General features: G+C 70.7%; 5 protein-coding genes. 3 read left to right on the top strand and 2 right to left on the bottom strand.

Annotated features, from left to right (window positions below; translation table 11 throughout):
- Together G3573_RS20395 and G3573_RS20390 are read left to right on the top strand one after the other, a co-directional pair.
- On the top strand, window positions 1-272 hold a 272-nt coding region (locus G3573_RS20395; protein WP_205598399.1), incomplete at its 5' end, for a hypothetical protein.
- The gene (locus G3573_RS20390; RefSeq protein ID WP_163263501.1) at window positions 272-766 is read left to right on the top strand and encodes a GAF domain-containing protein; all 495 of its coding nucleotides are present in this window, start codon (window positions 272-274) and stop codon (window positions 764-766) included. The genes G3573_RS20395 and G3573_RS20390, both read left to right, overlap by 1 nt.
- Here the strand turns inward: G3573_RS20390 and G3573_RS20385 are convergent.
- Both G3573_RS20385 and G3573_RS20380 read right to left on the bottom strand, forming a co-directional pair.
- Window positions 745-1,020 carry a SemiSWEET transporter gene (locus G3573_RS20385; RefSeq protein WP_240454820.1) on the bottom strand — a complete coding sequence of 92 codons (276 nt, stop codon included), beginning with the start codon at window positions 1,018-1,020 and terminating at the stop codon, window positions 745-747. The two genes, G3573_RS20390 and G3573_RS20385, sit on opposite strands and share 22 nt — an antisense overlap.
- Window positions 1,021-1,069: 49 nt before the next feature.
- Window positions 1,070-3,286: a S9 family peptidase gene (locus G3573_RS20380; protein WP_163263499.1), complete on the bottom strand. Its 2,217-nt coding sequence runs from the start codon at window positions 3,284-3,286 to the stop codon at window positions 1,070-1,072.
- A gap of 163 nt (window positions 3,287-3,449) precedes the next feature.
- Between G3573_RS20380 and G3573_RS20375 the strand changes: the two genes are divergently transcribed.
- Window positions 3,450-4,243: hypothetical protein (locus G3573_RS20375; protein ID WP_163263498.1), on the top strand; the 794-nt coding region annotated here is incomplete at its 3' end.

Below are 4,243 nucleotides of genomic sequence, written 5' to 3'. Positions count from 1 at the left end.
CCTTGCGCCGGCCGGGCGAGCCCGACGCGCGCTGGCCGGCGATCCTGAGCGCCGCGGCCGGCCGGGCGCCCGAGCCGCGGCTGCTGGCCGAGATCGCGCCCGGGCGGGCCTACTTCCCCCACCACCTCGGCTTCGACCACCGCCGGCTGCTGGGCCAGCTCAGGGCGCGCTTCGCCCTGGAGCGGGTCGCCGGCAGTCCGTGGCGCGGGGGGCCTCTCTTTTTGAACAGCGAGGCCTATATGGTGGCGCGCAAGTCCGAGGATCCCGCCTGATGAGTTACGTCGCCCGCGCCGACCGCCCCGCCGACAAGGCCGCCCGCTACGCCGAGGTCGCCGAGGAGATCGCCTCGGTGCTGGACGGCGAGCCGAACCGGATCGCGCGTATGGCCACGCTCAGCTCCATGCTGGCCGACGCCTTCCCGGCCTTCTTCTGGACCGGCTTCTACCTGGTCGACGAAGCCAAGCAGAACGAGCTGGTGGTCGGGCCCTACCAGGGCACCCTGGGCTGCCTGCGCATCCCGTTCGGCCGGGGCGTGTGCGGCGCGGCGGCCGCCCAGCAAAAGACCCAGGTCGTGCCGGACGTCCACGCCTTCCCCGGCCACATCGCCTGCGACAGCCGCTCGGCCAGCGAGATCGTCGCGCCGGTGTTCGACGCCGAAGGGAAGCTGATCGCCGTGTTCGACGTCGACGCGACCGAGAAGAACGCGTTCGACCAGGTCGACGCGGAGTGGCTGGAGCGGATCCTTCAGCGCGCCTTCGCGGCCTGAGCGCCGTCGCGGAACCGCCACTTGCACCACAGCGCGGTGGCGGCGCACGCCAGGCTGACGCTGTTGGCCGCCACCAGCGGCCAGGCCTTCAGCAGCACGCCGTAGAGCGTCCACAGCACGAAGGCCGAGACGGTCAGCAGGTACATGCGCAGCGACACCGCCGAGGCGTCGCGCTCGCGCAGGATCTTGGCGATCTGCGGCAGAAAGCTGACGATGGTGCAGCCGGCCGCGACCGCGCCGATCACGTTGGTCATCAGGGACGCCATGGCGACCTGAACGCGTGCGGCGCGGCCGGGCTCCGGTTCAGGTCTCCGGCTTCAGCTTGCGGGCGAAGAAGTCGAGGTAGGTGCGCCACAGGTGCAGCTGCTTGGCGTTGCCGCGTACGCCGTGCCGCTGGCCCGGATAGACCATGGTCTCGAACGGACGGCTGCCGGCCTGCAGCGCCTCCATCACCCGGGTGCTGTTGTCGAAGGTGACGTTGTCGTCGGCCATGCCCTGCAGCAGCAGCAGGTCGCCCTTCAGGTCCTTCAGGCGGGGGATCACCTGGGAGCGGGCGTAGCCGTCCTTGTTCTCCTCCGGCTTGCCCATGAACTGCTCGGTGTAGTGGGTGTCGTACAGCGACCAGTCGGTCGGCGGCGCGCCGGCCGCGCCCGCCGCGAAGGGCGAGTCCTTCTCGGTCAGCAGCATCAGGGTCATGAACCCGCCGTAGCTCCAGCCCATCACCCCGATCCGGTTCGGATCGACGTAGGGCAGGGTCTTCAGGAAGCTCACGCCGGCCAGCTGGTCCTCGACCTCCACCGTGCCGAGCTTGCGGTCGATGGCGGTCTTGAACGCCTCGGAGCGGTTGGCCGAGCCGCGGTTGTCCAGGCGGAACAGCACGTAGCCGGCCTGCAGCAGCAGCTGGTCGTTGGGCGAGCCCCAGGCGCGCTTGACGTTCTGCACGTGCGGGCCGCCGTAGACCGACACGATCACCGGGTATTTCTTCGACGGATCGAAGCCGGCCGGGGTGTACAGCGCGTACTGCAGGTCCGTGCCGTCGGACGCCTTCACCGTGCCGAAGGTCGGGGTGCGGTGCTGGTCCAGGTACTTGAAGTAGGGGTGCGAGGCGTCGAGCGTGTTCGGCTCGATCCAGCGCACCAGCTTGCCGTCCGGCGCGTAGAGGCCGGTGCGCGGCGGGGTCGACGGATCGGAATAGGTGCCCGCGAAGGCGCCGCCGGCGTCGGCGACGGTCATGGTCCACCAGCCGTGGCCCTGGGTCATCGCCTTGGGCGCGCCGCCGCGCTTGTAGGAGACGCTGTAGAGCTGGCGCTCCAGCGGGGTGTCCTTCGAGGCGCCGAACAGCACCAGGCCCTTGGCCTCGTCCACGCCCTCGATCTTGTCGACCGGCCAGTCGCCGGCGGTGATCTGGCGGATCACCTTCCCGTCGGCGCCGTACAGATAGAGGTGACGCCAGCCGGACCGCTCCGACGACCACAGGAAGGTCCCGTCCTTGAGCGGCTTGAAGTCGTCGGTCAGCTCGACCCAGTGCGGCGAGGTCTCGGTCAGGACGGTGCGCGCCGCGCCGGTCGACGGATCGACCGCCAGCAGGTCCAGCCTGCGCTGGTCGCGGCTCTGGCGCTGGACGTAGAGGGTCTTGCCGTCGCGCGACCAGGTCACCCGCGCCAGATAGATGTCGGTGTCGCGGCCGAGGTCGACCTTGACCTTCTGACCGCCGGCCATGTCGTGGACGTACAGCTCCACGATCGCGTTCGGGCGCCCCGCGCGCGGGTAGCGCTGGTCGATGATGCGCGCGCCCTCGGCGCCGACGTCCAGGCGGGGGATCACGTCGACCGGGCTCTCGTCGACCCGGGTCAGGGCGATCTTCGTCTCGTCGGGCGACCACCAGTAGCCGGTGTCGCGGTCCATCTCTTCCTGGGCGACGAACTCGGCAACGCCCCAGGACAGGGTTTTCTCGCCGTCGGTGCTGAGCGCCTGCTCGCGGCCCGAGGCCAGGTCGGTGACGTAGAGGTTCTGGTCGCGCACGTAGGAGACGAAGGTCCCCTTCGGCGACACCTTGGCGTCGACCTCGTCGCCCGGGGTCTCGGTCAGCCGGCGGACCTTGCCGTCGGCGCGCTGGGCCAGCCACAGGTCGCCGTCCAGCGGGGCCAGGATGAAGCGGCCTTCCTCGTCCCAGTGGTACTCGACCACGCCGCGCGAGGAGACGCGCATGCGCTCGCGCCGGGCCTTCTCGGCCTCGGACAGCACCTTGTCCTCGGGCGCCAGGGCGCGCGCGTCGATCAGCCGGTGCGGCTCGCCGCCCTTCACGTCGGCGGCCCAGAGGTCCAGCACGTTCTGGTCCTCGTCCTTGGCCTTCAGATAGGTGACCAGCTGGCCGTCGGGCGACAGGGCCACGCCGCGGGCCGCGCGGCCGTTCAGGCCGGGATCGGCGAACACCCGCTCGGGCGTCAGGCCGTCGGCGTGGGCCGAAAACGCGGGAACGAACAGCGCCGCGCTGAGCAGCGCGACCTTGAGACGCGACATGAAAACTTCCCCGACGCCCTCGTCGAGAGGGCGGCCGGACGCTCGCCCCGGCGGGGGCGGGGAGTCAAGGTCGCGGTTCCGCGCGGTCGGGGGCGTGTGGGCGGTCTGGCCACGTCTGGACGTTGAGCGCGACGGGGATCAAAGTCGGAGCGGGGGGAAGGCCATGATCGTCCGACACATCCAAGCCGTCGTGCTCGCCGCGATCGTCGGCTGCACCGCGCTTGCGACCCAGGCGCAGGCCAAACCCGATCCCCGCGGCGGGGTTCTGGTGAAGACGTGGGGGATCGAGGTCTACGACTTTCACTACACCCCCTCCGTGCCGGACCCATGGTTCATCTACGAGGGGGCGATGAGCGGCCGGCTCGGTCCCATCGAGACCGAGGCCTCGTATTCGAACGCGAAGGAGACGGTCACGGTTGTCCGTCGCTGGGAGCGGGTCGACGGTTTCGACGCCTGCGCCGCCGCGAGCGAGGCCGACAATTCGCTCTATTCGTCCGCGCCGGCGATCCTGCTCGACCAGCGTGAGGCGGATGATCTCGTGAGCGGCCGGTGCGTGGTGGGGCGATTGGTTCCCCGCGTGACGGCGCGGTACGTCGCCTATCGCCCGAGGCGGCACTACAAGGCGCTGGTCCTGGCCGAGCGGCGTACCGGAAGGAAGGTCGCGTACGCTCCGGGCGAGGCCCGGCCGTCGATCTGGGATCTCTTCGGTCTGGATGCGCCGAAGAAGCCGGAAGGCCCGGACGAGGTCCGCGACGACGACCTGATCCAGGCGCTGGGCTCCGTCCGTCGCATGCGCAACGCCGCGCTCGAGGTCCTGTGGTATCGGCTGGACTTGAGCTCCGAGCCCCAGGCGGCCTTGCGTGAGCGGCGGCCGAGCAGCCGCGCGGTCGGCGCCGCGCTGGCGGCGAGCGGGTTGCTCGAGAGCGCCGATCCGGACCTGCGGGCGCGGGCCATGCG

The sequence above is a fragment of the Caulobacter sp. 17J65-9 genome (genome assembly GCF_010975005.1).
Lineage (GTDB): Bacteria > Pseudomonadota > Alphaproteobacteria > Caulobacterales > Caulobacteraceae > 17J80-11.
This window is presented reverse-complemented; position numbering and strand designations above follow the sequence as displayed.

Bases quoted from the DNA above. Each gene is read 5' to 3' on its own strand.
- G3573_RS20390 (WP_163263501.1), top strand. From the start codon at position 272: ATGAGTTACGTCGCCCGCGCCGACCGCCCCGCCGACAAGGCCGCCCGC.
- G3573_RS20385 (WP_240454820.1), bottom strand. From the start codon at position 1,020: ATGACCAACGTGATCGGCGCGGTCGCGGCCGGCTGCACCATCGTCAGC.
- G3573_RS20380 (WP_163263499.1), bottom strand. From the start codon at position 3,286: ATGTCGCGTCTCAAGGTCGCGCTGCTCAGCGCGGCGCTGTTCGTTCCC.